The 19140-nt window shown below is 66.9% G+C and carries 18 protein-coding genes; 10 read left to right on the forward strand and 8 right to left on the reverse strand.

What is annotated here, in order from left to right:
- The 6 genes from trkA to dusB form a co-directional block, all read right to left on the reverse strand.
- A complete protein-coding gene (gene trkA, locus PSA7680_RS03095; RefSeq protein ID WP_085867198.1) occupies positions 1-1377 on the reverse strand; it encodes a Trk system potassium transporter TrkA in 1377 nt (458 codons plus the stop codon).
- Positions 1378-1471: 94 nt separating this feature from the next.
- Entirely contained in the window at positions 1472-2884 is a 1413-nt protein-coding gene (gene ntrX / locus PSA7680_RS03100; protein ID WP_085867199.1) for a nitrogen assimilation response regulator NtrX, read from the reverse strand.
- On the reverse strand, positions 2877-5150 hold the full coding sequence (locus PSA7680_RS03105) for a sensor histidine kinase NtrY-like (RefSeq protein WP_139838536.1): 2274 nt from the start codon (positions 5148-5150) through the stop codon (positions 2877-2879). Before PSA7680_RS03105 ends, ntrX begins: the two co-directional genes overlap by 8 nt.
- 98 nt (positions 5151-5248) lie before the next feature.
- Complete coding sequence (locus tag PSA7680_RS03110; protein WP_085867200.1) at positions 5249-6613, reverse strand: response regulator; 1365 nt, start codon at positions 6611-6613, stop codon at positions 5249-5251.
- Positions 6613-7695: a two-component system sensor histidine kinase NtrB gene (locus PSA7680_RS03115; RefSeq protein WP_085867201.1), complete on the reverse strand. Its 1083-nt coding sequence runs from the start codon at positions 7693-7695 to the stop codon at positions 6613-6615. Before PSA7680_RS03115 ends, PSA7680_RS03110 begins: the two co-directional genes overlap by 1 nt.
- Positions 7692-8675 carry a tRNA dihydrouridine synthase DusB gene (dusB, locus tag PSA7680_RS03120; RefSeq protein ID WP_245824427.1) on the reverse strand — a complete coding sequence of 328 codons (984 nt, stop codon included), beginning with the start codon at positions 8673-8675 and terminating at the stop codon, positions 7692-7694. The genes PSA7680_RS03115 and dusB overlap by 4 nt, the downstream gene beginning before the upstream one ends.
- A gap of 186 nt (positions 8676-8861) precedes the next feature.
- Here dusB and PSA7680_RS03125 point away from each other — a divergent pair, with 186 nt between their 5' ends.
- The 5 genes from PSA7680_RS03125 (at position 8862) to PSA7680_RS03145 (ending at position 14173) form a co-directional block, all read left to right on the forward strand.
- The gene (locus PSA7680_RS03125; RefSeq protein WP_085867203.1) at positions 8862-10022 is read left to right on the forward strand and encodes a bifunctional 2-C-methyl-D-erythritol 4-phosphate cytidylyltransferase/2-C-methyl-D-erythritol 2,4-cyclodiphosphate synthase; all 1161 of its coding nucleotides are present in this window, start codon (positions 8862-8864) and stop codon (positions 10020-10022) included.
- Positions 10019-10525 (forward strand): phosphatidylglycerophosphatase A family protein, encoded by a 507-nt coding sequence (locus PSA7680_RS03130; protein WP_085867204.1) that lies wholly within the window; start codon positions 10019-10021, stop codon positions 10523-10525. The genes PSA7680_RS03125 and PSA7680_RS03130 overlap by 4 nt, the downstream gene beginning before the upstream one ends.
- Positions 10522-11007 carry a CinA family protein gene (locus PSA7680_RS03135; RefSeq protein ID WP_085867205.1) on the forward strand — a complete coding sequence of 162 codons (486 nt, stop codon included), beginning with the start codon at positions 10522-10524 and terminating at the stop codon, positions 11005-11007. Before PSA7680_RS03130 ends, PSA7680_RS03135 begins: the two co-directional genes overlap by 4 nt.
- A gap of 154 nt (positions 11008-11161) precedes the next feature.
- Entirely contained in the window at positions 11162-12337 is a 1176-nt protein-coding gene (locus tag PSA7680_RS03140; protein WP_085867206.1) for an ammonium transporter, read from the forward strand.
- Positions 12338-12454: 117 nt separating this feature from the next.
- The gene (locus tag PSA7680_RS03145; RefSeq protein ID WP_085867207.1) at positions 12455-14173 is read left to right on the forward strand and encodes an amidohydrolase; all 1719 of its coding nucleotides are present in this window, start codon (positions 12455-12457) and stop codon (positions 14171-14173) included.
- A gap of 2 nt (positions 14174-14175) precedes the next feature.
- Here the strand turns inward: PSA7680_RS03145 and PSA7680_RS03150 are convergent, their stop codons facing one another.
- Complete coding sequence (locus PSA7680_RS03150; protein ID WP_085867208.1) at positions 14176-14628, reverse strand: type II toxin-antitoxin system RatA family toxin; 453 nt, start codon at positions 14626-14628, stop codon at positions 14176-14178.
- Positions 14629-14698: 70 nt separating this feature from the next.
- On the opposite strand from PSA7680_RS03150, the gene hpt reads away from it, so the two are divergent.
- From hpt to PSA7680_RS03165, 3 genes are all read left to right on the forward strand, one after another.
- Positions 14699-15244 carry a hypoxanthine phosphoribosyltransferase gene (gene hpt / locus PSA7680_RS03155; RefSeq protein WP_085867209.1) on the forward strand — a complete coding sequence of 182 codons (546 nt, stop codon included), beginning with the start codon at positions 14699-14701 and terminating at the stop codon, positions 15242-15244.
- Position 15245: 1 nt separating this feature from the next.
- Positions 15246-15428, forward strand: coding sequence for a hypothetical protein (locus PSA7680_RS03160; RefSeq protein ID WP_085867210.1), 183 nt, complete (start codon positions 15246-15248; stop codon positions 15426-15428).
- Positions 15429-15517: 89 nt separating this feature from the next.
- The gene (locus PSA7680_RS03165) at positions 15518-16414 is read left to right on the forward strand and encodes a c-type cytochrome (RefSeq protein ID WP_085867211.1); all 897 of its coding nucleotides are present in this window, start codon (positions 15518-15520) and stop codon (positions 16412-16414) included.
- 201 nt (positions 16415-16615) lie between these two features.
- On the opposite strand, the gene lipA is transcribed toward PSA7680_RS03165, so the two are convergent.
- On the reverse strand, positions 16616-17566 hold the full coding sequence (gene lipA, locus PSA7680_RS03170; RefSeq protein WP_085867212.1) for a lipoyl synthase: 951 nt from the start codon (positions 17564-17566) through the stop codon (positions 16616-16618).
- A gap of 164 nt (positions 17567-17730) precedes the next feature.
- Here lipA and PSA7680_RS03175 point away from each other — a divergent pair, with 164 nt between their 5' ends.
- Both PSA7680_RS03175 and PSA7680_RS03180 read left to right on the forward strand, forming a co-directional pair.
- Complete coding sequence (locus PSA7680_RS03175; RefSeq protein ID WP_085867213.1) at positions 17731-18420, forward strand: aquaporin; 690 nt, start codon at positions 17731-17733, stop codon at positions 18418-18420.
- 174 nt (positions 18421-18594) lie between these two features.
- Positions 18595-19140, forward strand: a complete 546-nt coding sequence (locus PSA7680_RS03180) for a peroxiredoxin (RefSeq protein ID WP_085867214.1) — start codon at positions 18595-18597, stop codon at positions 19138-19140.

The raw sequence follows: 19140 nt of genomic DNA on the forward strand, positions 1-19140 counted from the left end.
CTAGAAGAAATCGATCGAGACCTGGAGCAGCTGCTCCACCGCAGGCACGTCGGCGGTGAGCGCGAAGATCACGATCACGTCGCCCTCCTCGATCCGCAGGCTGCCGGCCGGGCGCGCCACCTTGCCGCCCTTCTGCACCGCGCCCACGAGCACGCCCTCGGGGAAGTCGATGTCGCGCAGCTGCTGGCCGGCGATGGGCGAGGTGGAGAGCACCTGCGCCTCGATGATCTCGGCCTCGGCATCGCCGATGGAATAGACGTCGCGCACCCGCCCGTGGCGGATATGGCGCAGGATGGAGGAGACCGTGGTGGAGCGCGGGTTGATGTAGGCGTCGATGTCCAGCGGATCCATGAGCGGCACCATCGTGGGATCGTTCACGAGGCAGATCGCCATCGGGCACCCCATGCTCTTGGCGCGCACGGCGGCCAGGATGTTGGTCTTGTCGTCGTCGGTCAGCGCCAGAACGGCGTCGGCACGGGCGATGTTGGCCTCGATCAGCAGATCGGCGTTCAGCCCGTCGCCGTTGAGCACGATGGTGCGCTCCAGGTTGTCCGCGGCCACCTCGGCGCGCTTGCGGTCGCGCTCGATCACCTTGGCGCGCACGCGCTGGGTGCGTTCCTCCAGCGCCTGGGCCACGGTGAGCCCCACGTTGCCGCCGCCGATGATGACCACCCTGTCCTGTTTCTTGCTGGCCTTGCCGAAGACTTCCAGCGTGCGCGGAACGTCCTCGGTGTTGGTGAAGACGTAGACCTGATCGCCGATGAAGAGCTGATCGTTGGATTCCGGGGCGAAGAGCACGCCCTCGCGGCGCACGCCCACCACGATGGCCGACAGCGTGGAGAAGAGATCGGTGAGCTGGCGCAGCGGCGTGTTCACCACCGGGCAGTCGTCATCGAGGCTCAGGCCCAGAAGCTGCGTCTTGCCGTTGAGAAAACTCTCGGTGTCGAAGGCCGCCGGCGCGGCGAGGCGCTGGAGCGCGGCCTCGGCCACCTCCTTCTCGGGGCTGATCACCACGTCGATCGGCACGTGATCGCGGCGGTAGAGATCGGAGTAGATCGCTTCAAGGTAGCTCTTGGAGCGCAGCCGCGCGATCTTCTGCGGAATCGCGAAGACCGAATGGGCCATCTGGCAGGTCACCATGTTGACCTCGTCGGAATGGGTCGCCGCGATGATCATGTCGGCATCCCGCGCGCCGGCCTTCTCCAGCACGTCCGGGTAGGAGGCGAAGCCCGCGATCCCCTGCACGTCCAGCGTGTCGGTGGCCCGGTTCACCAGATCGGGGTTGTTGTCCACCACCGTCACGTCGTTGCGCTCGCCCGACAGGTGGCGCGCGATCTGCCAGCCGACTTGCCCGGCCCCGCAAATGATCACTTTCATGGGAAAACCTTCATGGCCCTGGCTCTTGGTCTTGCCGGGCAGCGGGGCCCGGCCATGCCGCCCAATCCTTCGCAGAAGCGGGCGGCGGGGTCAATCATGCCTCTTCGGCGGGCTCGTCCACGTGTTCGGCGACCCGCGCGCCGGACTTGTTGGAGGTCACCACCCCCAGCGACTTCAGCTTGCGGTGCAGCGCGGAGCGCTCCATACCCACGAAGGTCGCCGTTCGGGAGATGTTGCCCCCGAAACGGTTGATCTGCGTCATAAGGTATTCGCGCTCGAAGAGTTCGCGCGCCTCGCGCAGCGGCAGCGTCGCCAGCCCGCCCGAAAGCACCACGCGCCCCTCTTCCTGCGGCACCGCTTCCTGGGTAGGCAGTTCGCGCACGTCGATCTCCTCGGCGTCGGAGCCCAGGATCAGCACCCGCTCGATGACGTTGCGCAGCTGGCGCACGTTGCCCGGCCACGTCATCGTCTGCAGAAGCGCCTCGGCCTCTTCCGAAAGCCGCCGCAGCGGCAGGCCCTGCGTCTTGTGGAAGGTGGCGATGAAATGTTCAACCAGCAGCGGCACGTCCTCGCGGCGATCCTCCAGCGACGGCACCGCGATCGGCACCACGTTCAGGCGGTGATACAGCTCGCGGCGGAAACGGCCCAGCTCGATCTCTTCCTCCAGATCGCGCGTGGTGGAGGAGATCACCCGCACGTCCACGTCGATCGGCGTGCTGCCCCCGACGCGCTGGAAGCGCTGCTCCACCAGAACCCGCAGGATCTTGGACTGGGTGCCCAGCGGCATGTCGGCCACTTCGTCGAAGAAGATGATGCCGCCGTTGGCCTGCTCCAGAAGGCCCGGCTCGATGCCCCGTTCCGCGCTTTCGCGGCCGAAGAGCACCTCTTCCATCCGCTCCGGCTCGATCGTGGCGCTGCTGACCGTCACGAAGGGCGCATCGGCGCGGTTGGAATTGGCGTGGATGTAGCGCGCGGCCACTTCCTTGCCGCTGCCGGCGGGGCCGGTGAGCATCACCCGGCCGTTGGATTTCGTCACCTTGTCGAGGCTGCTCTTCAGGGCGCGGAAGGCCGCCGACACGCCGATCATCTCGGAAACCGTGCCGTCCTGCCGTTTGAGCGCCTGGTTCTCCTGGCGCAGCCGCGCCGTTTCCATCGCCCGCCCGATCACGACCATCAGCTGATCGATGTTGAAGGGCTTCTCGATGAAGTCATAGGCCCCCTGCTTGATCGCGGCGACGGCGATCTCGATGTTGCCGTGGCCGGAGATGATCACGATCGGGATCTCGGGGTTCTCCCGCTTGACCTTCTTCAGGATGTCGATCCCGTCCATGTGGCTGTCCTTCAGCCAGATGTCGAGGATCATCATCGACGGCAATTCCGCCTCCAGCTGGGCCATGCATTCCTCGGCGTTGGCCGCAAGCCGCGTCGTGTAGCCGTCGTCCTTGAGGATATCGGAGATCAGCTCCCGAATATCCCGTTCGTCATCGACAATCAGAATGTCACCCATTGCTCACCTCATACATGCTCACATCTTTTTCCTTGTGCGTCGTCTCAAACGGCCCCGGCAGGAAGATCACCGCGCAGGCGCCCCGGTGCGTGCAGCCCTCGAAGGGCTCGGCGTCCTGCAGTTTCAGGCTGCCGCCGTGTTCCTCGATGATCTTCTTGACGATGGGCAGCCCGAGGCCCGTGCCCTTGTCGCGCGTGGTGACATAGGGCTCGAAGAGCTTGGCGCGGTCCGCCGGCAGGCCGATGCCGTTGTCCGCGATCTCGATGATCAGACCGTCCTGCGCGATGCGGGCGCAGACGCGCACCGCGCCGCGATAGGCGGGATCATCGTGTTTTTCCTTATAGGTTTCCGTGGCTTCCGCCGCGTTCTTGATGAGGTTCGTCAGCGCCTGGGAGATCATCGTGCCATCCACCTGCATCCAGATCGGATGGTCCGGCGCCTCCAGCGTCACCCGCACCCCGTCCACCGCCTCGTTCTGCAGCAGCACCGCCCCTTTCACCAGCGCTCCCACGTCGGTGAGCTTGCGCTCGGGCTCGGGCATCCGCGCGAACTTGCTGAACTCGTCCACGATGCGGCGCAGATCGTTGGTCTGGCGCACGATGACCTCCGTCATCTGCTCCAGCGCCTCGGCCTCGTCGCCCACCTTGGGGGCGAACTTGCGCCGGATCCGCTCGGCCGAAAGCTGGATCGGGGTGAGCGGGTTCTTGATCTCGTGGGCGATGCGCCGGGCCACGTCGCCCCAGGCCGCCATCCGCTGCGCCGTCACCAGATCGGTCACGTCGTCGAAGGTCACCACGTAGCCCTCCAGCCGCCCCTCCTCGTTGCGCCGGGTGGCGAAACGCACCAGGAGGTTCTCCTGCTTGCCGTCGCGCAGGATCTTGATCTCCTCCTGCGCCACTTCCCGCCCCTCCTCGCGCAAGGTTGCGAAGAGTGCGCCGAACTCGGGCACCAGGAGCGTGATGTCCTGCGGCGTGTCGCCTTCCTCGGTGAGCCCCAGCAGCCGCATGGCCGAGCGGTTCACCAGCGTGACCTTGCCCTCGGCATCCAGCCCCACCACGCCGGCCGTCACCGATGACAGCACCGAGTCGAACAGCCGCCGCCGGCGCTCGATCTGGCGGTTGGTCTCCAGCAGGTTCTCGCGCTGAAGCTTGAGCTGCCGCGTCATCTGGTTGAAGTAGCGCCCCAGCATGGCGATCTCGTCATCGCCCTTTTCCTCCACCACGCGCAGGTCCAGATCCCCGGCCCCGACCCGTTGCGCCGCGCCCGCAAGCCGCCCCACCGGGCGCGACAGGCGCTCGGCGAACCAGAGCCCGAGCCAGACGGCGGCCAGGATCAGAATCATCGCGAAGCCCAGGTAGAGCAGGCCGAAATCGAACAGGATGCGCCCGCGCTCGGCCTCCTGCTGCTGGTAGAGCAGCACCGTTTCCTTGGTTTCATCCAGCAGGCTCAGGATGTCGCCGTCCACGTCGCGGGAGACGTAGAGATAGCGGTCGAGGAAGCCGCCAAGCCGCATCAGAACGCGAAATTCGTTGTTGTCCCAATCCCTTATGACGACAATCTCACCCTGCGCGGCGCGAGCGATCTCTTCCGGGGTCGGGGGATCGTAATTGAAGAGATAGGAGCGCTCACCACGCGCGCGCAACTCGGCGGTGCCGTCGATCAGATAGGCCTCGCGCAGCCCGCGCTGCACCAGAGCCTGCCCCTGCGACAGCAGCTCGCGCAGTTCGCCGTCGGTGACGCCCGGATCCGCCAACCGCGCCGCGGTGATGTAGGCCGCCAGCGAGCGCGCATCCGCGATCAGGTCCTCGCGGTGTTCGTTCTCGTAGGCCTGGGCGGCGGCGAGTGAATTGCCCACCACGTTGCGCACCCGGTCGGAGAACCAGCCCTCCAGCCCCACGTTCACCGTGAGAACGGCGAACACCGCCACCAGAACCGTGGGAATGAGCGCCAGAAGCCCGAAGACGCCGGTGAGCCGCAGGTGCAGCCGGGAGCCGGCGGATTTCGCCCGCCGGGCCGCGATCATCTGCGCCACGCGCTGGATCACCAGCGCGGCCACGAGCAGGATGTAGACGAGATCCGTCAGCAGGATCAGGCGCAGGGCATTGGAAGATCCGCCCTGCCCCATGGGGCCGAGGATCAGGATCGTGGCCAGCGCGAGCACGGGGCCGAGCGCCACCAGGGCGAAGGTCGAAACCGTCTGAACGCGGCGTTGCAGCCGCAAACGGTTCAGCCTTTCGATAGCCGATTTTTGCCCGAGGCGAGCCACGCGCCCTCATATCTGTTGCGCCGCGAATGCGGCAAACCGCCATATGTCGTGGCTCTTCCCGGCGATTGACGCCTTTGGGCCACGCTTCTGTTGCGGTTTTACATCAACTTGCGGCGGCGTGTCACGTGAATATCAAGGTCGGTGATCTTCTTTCTGAGCGTATTGCGGTTGATGCCCAGCAAATCCGCGCATTTGGCCTGGTTTCCGCCGGTGGCATCCAGCGCGATCTCGATCAGCGGCAGTTCCACTTCGCGCAGCACGCGCTGGTAGAGCCCCGGCGGCGGCAGCACGCCGCCATGCAGGTCGAAATACCGCCGCAGGTGCTTGGCGACCGAGGCCGAGAGCTTGTCGCCCTCCGCGTTGCCCGAAAGCGGCTCCATCGCCGGCTGGTTGCCGAGGATCATCTGCACCTCGGGCTTGGTGATCTCCTCCTCGGGGCTCGTCACCACGAGGCGGCGCACGGCGTTTTCGAGCTGGCGCACGTTGCCGGGCCAGCTGTAGGCGCGGATCAGCTCCATCGCATCGGCCGCGAACTTGCGCACCGGGGCGCCGTCACGCTCCATCTTGGCCAGGAAATGCTCCGCCAGCAGCGGGATGTCGTCCACCCGTTCGCGCAGCGACGGCACGTTGATGGTGACGCCTGAGAGCCGGTAGAAGAGATCCTGCCGGAACGCGCCGCTTTCCATCTTCGCCGTCAGATCGGCCTGGCTCGTGGCCATGATCCGAGGCGCGTTGTCGGTGAAACTGTCGAGCATGCGCACGATGCGCGCCTGCGCCTCTTCGTCCAGATCCCCCACTTCGTCGAACAGGATCGAGCCGCCGCGGGCCCGCGACAGCACCGTCGCTGGGCCGTCCATGCCCGAAAGCTCCGCCGCCCCGGCCACCACGAAAGGCAGCGTGCGGCGATCGGAAAAATCGTGAATTGCCTTTGCGATCAGGGATTTGCCGGTGCCGCTTTCCCCGGTGATCATCACCGGAAGATCGGTGTTCATCACCCGCGCCACCAGCCTGTAGAGCGCCTGCATCTGGGTGGTGCGCCCCACCAGCGGCAGATCGTCTGAGGGGCCGTCATCGGCCTGGCGCGGGGTGGGCGCCCGGCGCTTCACCTCCAGCGCCCGGCCGGCCCGTTTCATCAGGTCGGGCAGGTCGAAGGGCTTGGGCAGGTAATCGTAGGCCTCCGCCTCGGCCGCCTGGATCGCCGTCATGATCGTGTTCTGCGCCGAGATCACGATCACCGGCAGGCCGGGGCGTTCCTCGGCGATCTTGGGCAGCATCTCCAGCCCGTTCCCGTCCGGCATCATCACGTCCGAGATCACGAGGTCGCCCTTGCCCTCCTCCACCCAGCGCATCAGCGTGGTGAGCGAGGAGGTGGCATGGACCTTGCAGCCCGCGCGGGTCAGGGCCTGGGTGAGAACGGTGCGAATTGTGCGGTCGTCATCGGCGACGAGAACGGTGCCATCCATCAGGGCTGCTCCATACTTTCTTTGGGGGCGACGGGAAGGGAGACGCGGAAGACGGTGCGCCCGGGCACCGAATCCACCGCGATCCAGCCGTCGTGTTCGGAAATGATCTTGCTCACCAGCGCGAGGCCCAGCCCGGTGCCGTTCTCGCGGCCAGAGACGAAGGGTTCGAAGATGTCGGCGGCGATCTCCGGCGGCAGGCCGGGGCCGTCGTCGATCACCTCGATCTGGATCGGCACCCGCGCGGCCCCGCCCGGGCGGCGCAGACGCAGGCTGGTATCGTAGAAGGTGCGAATGGTGATCGTGCCGGATTTCCCCTCCCGTTCAGCGGCTTGCGCGGCGTTCTTGAACAGGTTCAGGAAGATCTGCGTCAACTGGTCGGGATCGGCCCAGGTGGGCGGCAGCGACGGATCGTAGTCCTCCACGAAGCGCATGTGCGCGGCGAAACCGACCATCGCGGATTTGCGCGCGCGGTCGAGCACGTCGTGGATGTTGACGGGCTTGCGATCCGGCGGGCGCACGTTGCCGAACTGCTCGACCTGCTCCAGCAGCTTCAGGATGCGGCGGGTCTCGGCCACGATCAGATCGGTCATCTCCTGATCTTCCGGCGAAAGGTTCATGCTCAGAAGCTGCGCCGCACCGGTGATGCCGGCGAGCGGGTTCTTGATCTCGTGGGCCAGCATCTCGGCCATGCCGATGGCGCTCTTCGCCGAGGTATGCACGGAGTGCGAACGGCCCAGCCGCCCGGCAAGCTCGCGTGGAGAGATCAGCATCAGAACGTCATCGTCGCTCTCCCCGAGAGGGGCGATCTGGATGTTGCACTGCATGGGCTTGCGCTCGCCGCTGCCCACGTCCACGTCGTTGATCAGCAGGCCGGACTGATCGCGCCGCACCCGGGCGAAGGCCTCTTCCAGCGGCGCATCGATCATCACCTTGTCCCAGACCGGCGTGCCGATCAGGCTGCGCCCGGAAAGGTTCAGGAACCCTTCCGCCGCCGGGTTCACGGCGGTGATCCTGTCCTCGCCGTCGAGGATGAGGCCGGGAACCGGCAGGGAAGCCCAAAGTTCGACGCCTGCGAATTTCATGCTGCAACGGCCCCCTGCCCGCTCAAGGCCTCCGGAAGAAGCGCCAGCACCTGCGCCGGCCGGCGCTCCGTCAGCACCGCCTTGCGCAGCGCCGGCGGGGTGGCGGCGGCATCCATGTACCAGCCGAGATGCTTGCGTGCGACGCGGTTGCCCAGTTCGGGCCCGTAGAATGCGATCATGCTGTCGTAGTGTTCCTGAACCAATGAAATCAAAGCCTTGCCCACCGGCACCTCGGGCGCGGGTGTGCCGTAGAGTGCCGCGGCCACCTCCGCCAGCAACCAGGGGCGGCCCTGCGCGCCGCGCCCAATCATCACCCCGTCGGCTCCGGAGAGGCGCAGCGCCTCCCGCGCGGCCTGCGGGCTAGTGATGTCGCCGTTGGCGATGACCGGGATCTCCACCGCCTCCTTGACGGCGCGGATGGCGGCCCAGTCGGCGCGGCCCTTGTAGAACTGGCAGCGTGTGCGGCCGTGGATGGTGATCATGGAGATGCCCGCAGCCTCGGCGCGGCGGGCCAGCTCGGGGGCGTTCAGCAGGCTGTCGTCCCAGCCCAGGCGCGTCTTCAGGGTGACGGGGATCGACACCGCCCCCACCACCGCCTCGATCAGGGTGAGCGCGTGGTCGAGATCCTTCATCAGCGCGGAGCCGGAGTAGCCGTTCGTCACCTTCTTGGCCGGGCAGCCCATGTTGATGTCGATCAGCGCGGCGCCGTTGGCCTCAACCATGTGCGCAGCCTCCGCCATCCAGTAGGCGTCGCGCCCGGCGATCTGCACCGAGGTGTTGGCGGCCTCGAACCCCAGTTCGGCGCGTTCGCGCACACCGGGCTTGGCCTGCACCATCTCCTGGCTGGCCACCATCTCGCTCACGACGAGCCCCGCCCCGAACCGCGAGACGAGGTCATGGAACGGCAGATCCGTGATTCCGGCCAGCGGCGCGAGGAAAACCGGCGGTGTAAGCGTCTTTTCTGCCAGACGGATGGTCAATTGCCTAATCCTTGTGCAACAATCTCTAGGTATCCAGTGCTTGTAGAAAAGGCAAATGCCCGGCAAGTGGAAACTCCGCAAAAACAGGCTTTGCACAATTTTTAATCGCCATACCCCATGGGAGCGCCGCGCCATTGTCACGGCGCGGGCGGAAATCTAAACAGGTCAAAAGCGTTCGGGGAGCACATGACGACAACAGCCATCATCGTTGCAGCGGGGCGCGGGCGCCGAATGGGCGGCGGGATTCCCAAGCAATTCATGGATCTGGCGGGCCAGCCGGTGATCGCGCGCACGCTGCGCCGCTTCATCGACCACCCCGAGGTGGATCACGTCCTGGTGGTGCTGAACCCGGAGGACACCGCGCTCTTCGAGGGCTGCACACAATCCATGCAGGGGCCGCCCGTGCCCTGGGTCGCCGGCGGCGACAGCCGCGATGCCTCGGTGCGCGCCGGCCTTGCGGCGGTGCCGGCGGGCACCCGCCGCGTGCTGATCCACGATGCGGCCCGCCCGCTTGTGAGCGCGGCCCTGATCTCCCGCGTGCTCGCGGCACTGGAGGCCACGCCGGGCGCCGCCCCGGCGCTGGCGGTGACGGATGCGCTCTGGCGCGGCACGGATGGCCGGGTGCTGACCGCCGCTTCCCGCGAGGGCCTGTTCCGGGCACAGACGCCGCAGGGCTTCCGGCTCGACGCCATCCGCGCCGCCCATGCCGCCCACCCCGGCGGCGCCGCTGATGACGTGGAGGTCGCCCGCGCCCACGGGCTTGACGTGGCCATCGTGGAGGGGGAAGAGAGCAACCTGAAACTCACCACGCCGCCGGATTTTTCCCGCGCCGAACGCTTTCTCGCAGAACAGGAGACCGCCCCCGCCATGGACATCCGCCTCGGCAACGGCTTTGACGTGCACCGCTTCACCGACGGGGATCACGTGATCCTCTGCGGGGTCGAAATCCCTCACGCCCGCGCCCTTCTGGGCCATTCCGACGCCGACGTCGGGATGCACGCGGTGACGGATGCGATCTACGGCGCGCTGGCGGAGGGCGACATCGGGCGCCACTTCCCGCCTTCCGAGCCGCAGTGGAAGGGCGCGGCGAGCGAGATCTTCCTGCGCCACGCCGTGAAACTTGCCGGCGAGAAAGGGTTCACCATCTCCAACGTCGATTGCACCCTGATCTGCGAGCGCCCCAAGATCGGCCCCCATGCCGGCGCCATGCAGGCGGCGATGGCCGCCATCATGGGGCTTGAGCCCGGGCGCGTCAGCATCAAGGCCACCACCTCCGAACGGCTCGGCTTCACGGGCCGCGAAGAAGGCATCGCCGCCATCGCAACCGCAACGCTGGTGAAACCATGAGCCAGACCGCAAGCCGTTTGATCGCAACCGTTTTTTACGTCGGCTACCTCAAGCCCGCCCCCGGCACGTGGGGCTCCTTCGCGGCGATCCCCATGGCGTGGGTGCTGCATGGGCTTGGGGGCTTCCCGCTGCTGGTCGTGGCCACGATCGTCGTTTTTCTGATCGGCTGGTGGGCCACGGCGCAACTGACGCAAGGCATGGAAACCCATGACCCGAGCGAAGTGGTGGTGGACGAGGTGATCGGGCAGTGGATCGCCCTCTGGCCGCTCTCCGCCGGCCTCTGGCACGCCGGGGTGGATCCGTGGATCTTCCCCTATCCCGGCTGGGTCGGCGCCTTCCTCGCCTTCCGCCTGTTCGACATCTGGAAGCCCGGCCCCGTCGGCTATTTCGACCGCGGCAACACCGCCTTCACGGTGATGTTCGACGATGCCGTGGCCGGCATCCTCGCCGCGATCTGCGTGGCGCTGGCGGCCTTCGTCTCCCACGGGATGCTGGGCGCATGAGGGCGCGCGCCGAGGCCCTGCTCGTCGAAGCCTCCGCCGCCGGAGCGGTGATCGCGACGGCGGAAAGCTGCACCGGCGGCGGGATCTCGGTGGCCATCACCGACGTGGCCGGCTCCTCGGCAATCTTCGATCGCGCCTTCATCACCTATTCCAACGCTGCGAAACGGGAAATGCTTGGCGTCAAGAAAGCCACCCTCGAAGCATTCGGCGCCGTCTCAGAACAGGTCGCCCGCGAGATGGCGGAAGGGGCGCTGGCGCGCTCCGCGGCAACGCTGGCGGTCTCCGTCACCGGAATCGCCGGGCCCGGCGGCTCCGAGCACAAGCCCGAGGGGCGGGTGTGTTTCGGCCTCGCCGCCGCCGGCCGGGAAACGGCCACGGAGACGGTGGAGTTCGGCGCGCGGGGGCGCGCGGAGGTGCGCGCGGCGACGGTGGAACATGCGCTGGAGCTGCTGCTGGCGGCCCTTTCCAAAGCGCCCAGATAAGCAGCGCGGCCCCCAGGCTGGCGCCTAATTATTAATCTTTGCGCCATTTGATGCCTTTTTGACCACCTCCAAAGGCGTTTGCCTGTTTCCTTCGCGCACGCGGTTCGCTTCACCGCATGAAAAACACGCAAACGACCAAATTTTGGAGGGGACAATGAACGGGGCAGATACGGCCTGGATCATCGTGGCAACAGCACTGGTGCTGTTCATGACACTGCCGGGGCTGGCACTTTTCTACGGCGGGCTGGTGCGCGCGCGCAACGTGCTGAGCGTCTTCATGCATTGCTATGCCATCGCCTGCCTGATGAGCGTGCTGTGGCTCGCTTTCGGCTATTCCATCGCCTTCGGCGAGGCCAACCCCTACTGGGGCGGGCTGGGCAAGATGTTCCTGGCCGGCGTGACGGCGGACAGCCTGTCGGGCACCCTGCCCGAAGTCCTGTTCTTCGCCTTCCAGATGACCTTCGCCATCATCACTCCCGCGCTGATCGTTGGGGCCTACGTGGAGCGCGTGGGCTTCGGCTTCGTGCTGCTGTTCTCCGGCCTCTGGATGCTGCTGTGCTACGCACCGGTGGTGCACTGGATCTGGGGCGGCGGCTTCATGGCCGACGGCGGCCTCTTCGGCGAGACCGGCGTGCGCGATTTCGCCGGTGGCATCGTGGTGCATGAAACCGCCGGCCTCGCGGCGCTGCTGATCGCGGTGATGCTGGGCGCGCGCAAGGATCGCAGCAAGCCGCCGCATTCGCCCGGCTTCGTGATGATCGGCGCGGCCATGCTTTGGGTCGGCTGGTTCGGCTTCAACGGCGGCTCCCAGCTGGCGGCCGACGGCGGCGCGGCCATGGCGCTCACCGTCACCCATATCTCCGCGGCCACCGCCTCGCTCACCTGGGCGCTCTGGGAGAAGATCAAGTTCGGCAAGGCCTCGCTGGTGGGCATCGTCACCGGCACCATCGCGGGGCTGGCCTCGATCACCCCGGCCTCGGGCTTCGTCGGCCCCGTTGAAGCGCTCGTCATCGGTGCCGTGGCAGGCGTGCTCTGCCAGGAGGCCGTGAACCTCGTGCGCAACAAGCTGGGCATCGACGACACGCTGGACGTTTTCGCCGTGCACGGCGTGGGCGGCATCTTCGGCACCATCATGATCGCCGTCTTCGGCGCCGGCGCCTGGGCGGCGCAGCTGGGCGCCCTGCTGATCGTCGGCGTCTACACGCTGGTGGTCACCTTCGTGCTGATCAAGCTCGTGGGCCTCGTGACCCCGATGCGCGTCAGCGAGGAGACCGAGCGCTCCGGTCTCGATCTCGAGGTGCACGGCGAGAAAGCCTATCACCTGACCTGACGCAGGGTGCCAGGGAGCATTTCGGGCGGGCCTTTTCGCGAGGGCCCGCCTTTTCCTTTTTGAAAGCCCGGCCCGGCGGCCTATCGTTTGGACGCGTCATTTCATTACCGGAACCCCATGTTGCCTTTTGCATTTCCCCGCCCCCGCCTGATCGCCCTCACCGCTGCCGCGCTGGCCCTGCCCCTCGCATCGCACGCGCAAACCCTCGCCGAAACCATCTATTCCGGCGGCCCGATCCTGACGATGGAAGAGGGCGCCATGCGCGCCGAGGCCGTGGCGGTGGCCGACGGGCGCATCCTCGCCGTGGGCAGCGCCGCGGAGATCGAGGCGCTGGCCTCGGATGCCACCGAACGCTTCGACCTCGCGGGGCGCACGCTGCTGCCCGGCTTCGTGGACAGCCACGGCCACGTGGTCATGGGCGGGCTCCAGGCGCTCTCGGCCAACCTCCTGTCGGAGCCCGACGGCACCGTGAACGACATCCCGGCCCTGCAAGAGGAGCTGCGCCGCTGGGCGGCCGAAAACGGCGCGTTCATCGCGGCCTATGACGCCATCATCGGCTTTGGCTACGATCAGTCCCGCCTTGCCGAACTGCGCCCACCCACGCGCGAGGAACTCGACGCTGTGTCCACCGAGGTGCCCGTCTACATCATCCACCAGTCCGGCCATTTCGGCGTGGCCAACAGCCTCGGGCTGGAGCGCGCCGGGATCACCGCCGAAAGCGAGAACCCGCCCGGCGGCATCATCCGCAAGCGCAGCGATACAGGCGCCCCGACCGGCGTGCTGGAGGAGAACGCCCATTTCGCGGCCCTCGGCGCCTTGCTGGCCAAGGTGGACGCCGAGGGCTTCATCGGCTTCGCCGAGGCCGGCAGCCGCATGTGGGCGCGCTACGGCTACACCACCGCGCAGGAGGGCCGCGCCGCGCCGGCCTTCATCCAGATCGCGCAGGAGGCCGCGCGCCGGGGGCTACTGCTCAACGACGTGGTGCTCTACCCGGACGTGCTGCTGGACAGGGACGCCATCCTGCAAAGCGCCTCCCGCGACTACGAGAACAACCTGCGCGTCGGCGGCGCCAAGCTCACCATCGACGGCTCGCCGCAGGGCTTCACCGCCTTCCGCGACAGGCCCTACTATGATCCCATCGGGGATTACCCGCCGGGCTGGGCGGGCTATTCGGCGGTGACGATGGAACAGGTGATCGACAGCATCGACTGGGCCTTCGCCAACGGCGTCCAGATCCTGACCCACGCCAACGGCGAGCGCGCCTCCGACATGCTGCTTTCGGCCATCGCCAACGCCGAGGCCGAGCACGGCCCCGCCGACCGGCGCACGGTGCTGATCCACGGCCAGTTCCTGCGTGAAGACCAGGTGGACAGGATCAAGGCGCTGAACGTCTTTCCCTCGCTCTTCCCGATGCACACCTTCTACTGGGGCGACTGGCACCGCGATTTCACCGTGGGGCCGGCGCGCGCCGACGACATCTCGCCCACCGGCTGGCTGCGGGAGCGCGACATGATCTTCGGCAGCCACCACGACGCCCCCGTCGCCCTGCCCGATTCCATGCGCATCCTGGATGCCACCGTCACCCGCCGCTCCCGCTCCGGCGACATCATCGGCCCCACCCAGCGCGTGGACGTGCTCACCGCGCTCAAGGCCATGACGATCTGGCCCGCCTACCAGCACTTCGAGGAAGACAGCAAGGGCAGCATCGCCCCCGGCAAGCGGGCCGATTTCGTGGTGCTTTCGCAGGATCCGACCGCGGTCGATCCGGAAACGCTGGACGGGATCCGCGTCGAGGCCACGATCAAGGACGGTGCCGTGATCTACGCCGCCCCTTAGGCTCAGGCCGTGCCGTAAAGGCTGTGCGCGCGATCTTCGAAGGCGCGCACGATCCGCTGCATCGCCTCGTTGAACACCACGCCGATCACCTTCTGGAGGATCGCGTTCCTGAACTCGAAATCCACGTCGAAATACACCTCGCATCCACCCTCGGGCAGATCGGTGAAGTGCCAGTTGGATTTCAGGTAGCGGAAGGGGCCGTCGAGGTATTCGGTCTGGATGCGGTGCGCGCCGGGATAGAGCGTCACGCGGGAGCCGAAGCGCTCGCGGAACACCTTGAAGGAGATCACCAGGTCCGCCAGCATCACCTCCCCTTCCGGGCCGCCCGCGCGGGAGCGGATGCGCGCCGCGGCGCACCACGGCAGGAATTGCGGATATTTTGCCACGTCGGCCACCAGGTCATACATCTGGCGCGCGCTGTAGGGCAGCTTGCGTTTTTCGGCGTGGCTCGGCATATCGTGGTGCTTCCTGTGGACAGTGGCGCGTCATTTCGGTGAATGCGCCCAAAAAATCAAGGGGTCTGTCATGCCGACGCGGCCATATGTCATCGATGAAATGATCTCGGCCAAGGCCATTGCCGCCCGGATCGAGGATCTGGCCCGTGAAATCCGCGCCACCTTCGAGGGCACCGACAAGCTCGTGGTGGTGGGCCTGCTGCGCGGCTCCTTCGTGTTCATCGCCGATCTGGTGCGCGAGTTGGACCTGCCGGTGGAGGTGGATTTCCTCGAAGCCTCTTCTTACGGCGACGGCATGGAAAGCAGCCGCGAAGTGCGCATCCTGAAGGATCTGCGCGGCGAGATCGCCGGCCGCGACGTGCTGGTGGTGGAAGACATCGTGGACACGGGCTTCACGCTTTCCCACGTGATCCGGCTGCTGCAGTCTCGCGAGCCGCGCACCATGCGCACCATCGCGCTGCTGGACAAGCCCAGCCGCCGCGAGGTGGACGTGAAGGCCGATTGGACGGGCTTCGAGATCCCCGACGAATTCGTCGTCGGCTACGGCATCGACTACGCCCAACGCAACCGCAACCTGCCCTACATCGGCAAGGTGCGCTTCCCGGACGAGGCCTGACATGCTGGGCCCGCGCTGGCTGATGAAGATGAGCATGTGGGCGCGCAACCCGCCGCCCCTGAAGAAGGTGCTCTTCGTCTTCGGCATCATCGCGGTCTGCCTCGCGCTCTTCGCGGTGGAGCGGCTCGTGGGCTGGCCCGACTGGGCCACGGTGAACCGGATGCAGGGCCGCCCGCTGCGCTAGGCCGGGTTGCGGGAAACGCCGGCGGCGGTCAGAATGGCCACAAGCGCGCGTGTTCGGCGTGCCGAACGCGATTTTCCACGAGGCCCTTCATGTATCGTTTCCTGCGCATCATCGTTCTTCTGGCCCTGGTCGGCGGCCTCGGCTTCTGGCTGCTCACCCGCCCCACCACCGAACCCGAAAGCAACCTCGCCGGCCTCGAAGGCGACGCGGCACGCGGAGAGGTGATTTTCTACGCGGGGGGCTGCGCCTCCTGCCACGCGCGCGAAGGCGCCAGCGGCGAAGAGAAACTGGTGCTCGCCGGCGGCATGGGCTTTCCGTCCGCCTTCGGCACCTTCTACGCGCCCAACATCTCCAGCGATCCGGAGGCCGGGATCGGCACATGGAGCGCGCTGGACCTCGTGAACGCAATGAAGCACGGCACCTCGCCGGAAGGGCAGCACTACTATCCGGCCTTCCCCTACACCTCCTACGCGCGCGCCGACTTGCAGGACATCGTGGACCTCCACGCCTTCCTGCAGACGCTGCCCGCCGACGCCACGCCCAGCAAACCCCACGACGTGGGCTTTCCCTTCAACATCCGCCGCAGCCTCGGTGGCTGGAAGCTGCTGTTCCTGAAGGACGGCTGGGTGATCGAGGATGTGGAAGGTCCGCAGCTGGAACGCGGGCGCTACCTCGTTGAGGCGCTGGGCCATTGCGGCGAATGCCACACCCCGCGCAACGCGCTGGGCGGGCTGAAGACGGGCGAATGGCTGGCCGGCGCCGTCAACCCGGACGGCAAGGGCCGCACGCCGGGCATCACCCCCGCCACGCTGGACTGGAGCGCGGGCGACGTGGCCGAATACCTCTCCTCGGGTTTCACGCCGGATTTCGACAGCGTGGGCGGGCACATGGCGGCGGTGGTGGAGAACACCGCGCAGCTTTCGCAGGAGGATCGCGATGCGATCGCGGCCTATGTGAAGGCGGTGCCGGAGGTGGCGAAGGAATAGCTGAACACTGAGGGCAGCTCCCGACCCGGGGTGGGTGCTGAAAGCGCCCGCCCATGGGGCGGGTCGGGCGCTGCCCGGCGTGCCGCCGGGCGAAAGGAAGTTATACCGGCCCCAGCTTCTTAAACAGCGCGAGCGCCGCCCCGTGGGGGCGGGTCGGCGCGGCCCAACAGTGCCTGTTGGGCGATAGAAGAAATATTCTTCTTACGCCCGCCCGAGCTTCTTGAGACGCGCCTCGCGCAGACGCGCGAAATCATCGCCCGCGTGGTAGCTGGAGCGCGTCAGCGGCGTGGCCGAAACCATCAGGAAGCCCTTGCCGTAGGCGGCCTTCTCGTAGGCGGCGAATTCCTCGGGCGTCACGAAACGGTCCACGCGGTGGTGCTTGGGCGTCGGCTGGAGATACTGGCCGATGGTGAGGAAATCGATGTCGGCGGCGCGCATGTCGTCCATGACCTGCAGCACGGCCTGGCGATCCTCACCGAGCCCGACCATGATGCCCGACTTGGTGAACATCGTCGGATCCAGTTCCTTCACCCGTTGCAGCAGGCGCAGCGAATGGAAGTAGCGCGCGCCGGGGCGCACTTCCGGGTAGAGGCCGGGGACCGTTTCGAGGTTGTGGTTGAAGACGTCGGGTTTGGCAGCCACGACGACCTCAAGCACCTCGGGCTTGCACTTGAGGAAATCCGGCGTGAGGATCTCGATCGTGGTGTTGGGGGATTGCCGGCGCACGGCGCGGATCGTCTGGGCGAAATGCTCCGCCCCGCCGTCTTCCACGTCGTCGCGGTCCACCGAGGTGATCACCACGTGGTTCAGCCCCAGCTTCTTCACCGCATCCGCCACGCGCCCCGGCTCGAACACGTCCAGCGCGTCGGGCCGCCCGGTGGCGACGTTGCAGAAGGTGCAGCCGCGGGTGCAGATCTCGCCCATGATCATCATGGTGGCGTGGCCCTGGCTCCAGCACTCGCCCACGTTGGGGCAGCCCGCCTCTTCGCAGACGGTGACGAGCTTGTGCTCGCGCATGATGTCGCGCGTCTGCTTGTAACCTTCGGAACTGGGGGCCTTCACGCGGATCCAGTCCGGCTTGCGCGGCTGGGCGTTGTCGGGGCGGTGCGCCTTCTCGGGGTGGCGCTGATCGGGAATCTTGAGATCACGCATGGAAATAGTCCTCTCCTTGCCGCTGCATCATAGGGGGTTTCGCAAAGGAAACCAGCCGCCGCGTGCCGCTGCATAGCCGCTATGCAATTTTCTCCCGCAAACGCAAGATATTGTGTAACCTTCCAGTGCGGGCACCACATGCCCGCCAATTCAGGGAGGGACTTATGAAAAAGAACTTCGCCGAGGTGCTGGGCACCTTCATCCTCGTCTTCTTCGGCTGCGGATCGGCCGTATTGATGGGGGATTTCATCGGTTTCCACGGCATTGCCGTGGCCTTCGGCCTGTCGATCGTGGCGGCGGCCTACGGCATCGGCGCGATTTCGGGCGCGCATCTGAACCCGGCGGTTTCGCTGGGCGTGATGCTGGCCGGCAGGATGAGCGCCGGTGAGTTCATCGCCTATGCCGTGAGCCAGATCATCGGCGCCACGCTGGGCGCGCTGGCGATCTATGTGATCGCATCAGGCTCCGATGATTTCACCGTCGCCGCCAACGGTCTGGGCCAGAACGGCTTCGGGCCCGGCAACAACGGCGAATACGGGCTCATGGCCGCGCTGCTGTTCGAATTCATCGCCACCTTTGTCTTCGTCACCGTGATCCTCGGCGCGACGCAGGCCTCGGCCCCGGCAGCCATGGCAGGGCTTGCCATCGGCCTCACGCTGACGGGCATCCATCTCGTGGGCATCAACGTGACCGGCGTATCGGTGAACCCGGCCCGCTCCATCGGCCCGGCGCTCTTCGTGGGCGGCGCGGCGCTGGGGCAGCTCTGGGTGTTCATCGTGGCCCCGCTCGCCGGCGGCGCGCTGGCCGGGATCGTCCATGCCGCGGGGCTCACGGCCGCCGACGAGAACGCCTGAGCCTTCGGCCCGGTGCGCCGACACCCGCGCACCGGGCCATCCCCCTGCCATCCGCGCCCGCCATGCGCCGGGCATGGGCCGGACATGCGCAATCGCCGATTGCCCCCGCCGGGGATTCGCGCTAGCTGCTCGCTCGCAATTTCAGATCCTTCAAGAAGGAAAGAGGACAGAGCGATGAAAGCAGGCGTGCGCCTCCCCGACGTCACCTTCCACACCCGTGTGCGCGACGAGTCCATCGAGGGCCCGAACCCCTTCAAGTGGGAAGACAAGACCACCGCCGACTACTTCGCCGGCAAGCGCGTGGTGCTCTTTGCCCTGCCCGGCGCCTTCACCCCCACCTGCTCCACCTACCAGCTGCCCGGCTATGAAAAAGGCTTCGACGATTTCGCCGCCCAGGGCATCGACGCGATCTACTGCCTGTCGGTGAACGACAGCTTCGTGATGAACAAATGGGCCGAATCCCAGGGCCTGAAGAACGTCGGCGTGATCCCGGACGGCTCCGGCGAGTTCACCCGCAAGATGGGCATGCTCGTGGCCAAGGACAATCTCGGCTTCGGCGCCCGCTCCTGGCGCTATGCCGCCGTGGTGAACGACGGCGTGATCGAAGCCTGGTTCGAAGAGCCGGGCCGCGCCGACAACCACCCCGAAGACCCCTACGGCGAATCCGCACCGGAAAACGTGCTGGCCTGGCTGAAGGACGCCAAGACCGCCGCCGCCTGA

It is taken from the genome of Pseudoruegeria aquimaris (genome assembly GCF_900172235.1).
Taxonomy (GTDB): Bacteria; Pseudomonadota; Alphaproteobacteria; order Rhodobacterales; family Rhodobacteraceae; genus Pseudoruegeria; species Pseudoruegeria aquimaris.

What these genes read in the sequence shown, in the direction of transcription:
- PSA7680_RS03110 (WP_085867200.1), bottom strand. Translation starts at nt 6,613, where the DNA reads ATGGATGGCACCGTTCTCGTCGCCGATGACGACCGCACAATTCGCACC.
- PSA7680_RS03125 (WP_085867203.1), top strand. Translation starts at nt 8,862, where the DNA reads ATGACGACAACAGCCATCATCGTTGCAGCGGGGCGCGGGCGCCGAATG.
- PSA7680_RS03145 (WP_085867207.1), top strand. Translation starts at nt 12,455, where the DNA reads ATGTTGCCTTTTGCATTTCCCCGCCCCCGCCTGATCGCCCTCACCGCT.
- PSA7680_RS03150 (WP_085867208.1), bottom strand. Translation starts at nt 14,628, where the DNA reads ATGCCGAGCCACGCCGAAAAACGCAAGCTGCCCTACAGCGCGCGCCAG.
- PSA7680_RS03180 (WP_085867214.1), top strand. Translation starts at nt 18,595, where the DNA reads ATGAAAGCAGGCGTGCGCCTCCCCGACGTCACCTTCCACACCCGTGTG.
- PSA7680_RS03160 (WP_085867210.1), top strand. Translation starts at nt 15,246, where the DNA reads ATGCTGGGCCCGCGCTGGCTGATGAAGATGAGCATGTGGGCGCGCAAC.
- trkA (WP_085867198.1), bottom strand. Translation starts at nt 1,377, where the DNA reads ATGAAAGTGATCATTTGCGGGGCCGGGCAAGTCGGCTGGCAGATCGCG.
- PSA7680_RS03130 (WP_085867204.1), top strand. Translation starts at nt 10,019, where the DNA reads ATGAGCCAGACCGCAAGCCGTTTGATCGCAACCGTTTTTTACGTCGGC.
- PSA7680_RS03135 (WP_085867205.1), top strand. Translation starts at nt 10,522, where the DNA reads ATGAGGGCGCGCGCCGAGGCCCTGCTCGTCGAAGCCTCCGCCGCCGGA.
- hpt (WP_085867209.1), top strand. Translation starts at nt 14,699, where the DNA reads ATGCCGACGCGGCCATATGTCATCGATGAAATGATCTCGGCCAAGGCC.
- PSA7680_RS03175 (WP_085867213.1), top strand. Translation starts at nt 17,731, where the DNA reads ATGAAAAAGAACTTCGCCGAGGTGCTGGGCACCTTCATCCTCGTCTTC.
- PSA7680_RS03115 (WP_085867201.1), bottom strand. Translation starts at nt 7,695, where the DNA reads ATGAAATTCGCAGGCGTCGAACTTTGGGCTTCCCTGCCGGTTCCCGGC.
- PSA7680_RS03165 (WP_085867211.1), top strand. Translation starts at nt 15,518, where the DNA reads ATGTATCGTTTCCTGCGCATCATCGTTCTTCTGGCCCTGGTCGGCGGC.
- lipA (WP_085867212.1), bottom strand. Translation starts at nt 17,566, where the DNA reads ATGCGTGATCTCAAGATTCCCGATCAGCGCCACCCCGAGAAGGCGCAC.
- PSA7680_RS03140 (WP_085867206.1), top strand. Translation starts at nt 11,162, where the DNA reads ATGAACGGGGCAGATACGGCCTGGATCATCGTGGCAACAGCACTGGTG.
- ntrX (WP_085867199.1), bottom strand. Translation starts at nt 2,884, where the DNA reads ATGGGTGACATTCTGATTGTCGATGACGAACGGGATATTCGGGAGCTG.